The following is a 1,206-nucleotide window of genomic DNA, read 5'->3' as shown; positions in this document are numbered from 1 at the left end:
TCCCCATCTCCCCATTCCCCATTCCCTAGTTACCATCACTCTGACGCGCTGTTCGCATAGCTTGAACAAATTGCTCAAACAAGTAATCAGCATCGTGAGGGCCAGGGCTGGCCTCTGGGTGATATTGTACAGAGAATACAGGCAGAGACTTGTGACGTACCCCGGCAACGGTGCGATCGTTTAAATTTAGGTGACTAACTTCCACAACTGTTGCGGGTAGGGAATTTGGATCAATGGCAAAACTATGGTTTTGGCTGGTAATTTCTACCTTTTGTTGTAAACCCGCTGGCTGGTTCAAACCACGGTGACCAAATTTGAGTTTATAGGTTTCTGCTCCCAAGGCATGACCCAAAATTTGATGTCCCATACAAATCCCAAAGATGGGTTTTTGACTCAGCAGCAGCGCTTTGGTAGTTGCAATTCCTTCGGTGACGGTAGCAGGGTCACCAGGCCCGTTAGAAAGAAAGACACCATCAGGATTGTAGTTGAGAATTTCCTCTGGTGGCGTATCAGCAGGTACAACAATTACCCGACAACCATAACTGGCTAAACGACGTAAAATATTGCGTTTGATGCCAAAGTCCAGGGCAACAACGGTAAAGGGTTTCTCTATATTGTTGGTGGTTTCCGGATTAAATTCCCAGGCTGGAATCGTGGGATCTGACCATTCATAAGTTTTTGCCGTCGTCACTTCCCGAACCAGATTCAATCCTGCCATGTTGGGAGCTGCTTGCACCTGCTCTAGCAATTCTCCCTCATCCAGAATAGCTGTGGAAATACCACCGTTCATGGCTCCGAACATCCGGATTTTGCGGGTGAGGGCGCGGGTGTCGATGCCATAGATAGCTGGTATCTGATGCTGTTTGAGGTAGTCGGGTAAGGATTGGGTCGATCGCCAATTACTTGGTCGATGACAAATGTTTCGGGCGATGGCACCCCGCACTTGGGGGCGTTGTGATTCCTCATCTTCAGGGTTGACACCAGTATTCCCCAATTCTGGATAAGTAAAAATCACAATCTGACCGCAGTAACTAGGGTCGGTCAGTACTTCTTGATAGCCAGTCATCCCAGTGTTGAATACCACTTCTCCAATGGCGGTTCCCGTAGCACCGAAAGACCAACCGCGATAAGTGGTTCCATCTGCCAAGACAAGTAAAGCTGGTATTGCGTCAGACAAGGACATAGAGTGGGGAGTGGGGAGTGGGG

Annotated in this window: 1 protein-coding gene; it reads right to left on the bottom strand. The window is 48.8% G+C overall.

The window, feature by feature from the left end; all coding sequences use genetic code 11:
- Positions 1–25: 25 nt before the first annotated feature.
- Positions 26–1,183, bottom strand: a complete 1,158-nt coding sequence (carA, locus tag GNE10_RS34645; RefSeq protein ID WP_185570523.1) for a glutamine-hydrolyzing carbamoyl-phosphate synthase small subunit — start codon at positions 1,181–1,183, stop codon at positions 26–28.
- Positions 1,184–1,206 lie beyond the last annotated feature (23 nt).

The sequence above is a fragment of the Nostoc sp. 2RC genome, from assembly GCF_014222165.1.
Taxonomy (GTDB): domain Bacteria; phylum Cyanobacteriota; class Cyanobacteriia; order Cyanobacteriales; family Nostocaceae; genus Nostoc; species Nostoc linckia.
This window is presented reverse-complemented; position numbering and strand designations above follow the sequence as displayed.

Coding starts and splice junctions, on each gene's coding strand:
- carA (WP_185570523.1), bottom strand. CDS start 1,183: ATGTCCTTGTCTGACGCAATACCAGCTTTACTTGTCTTGGCAGATGGA.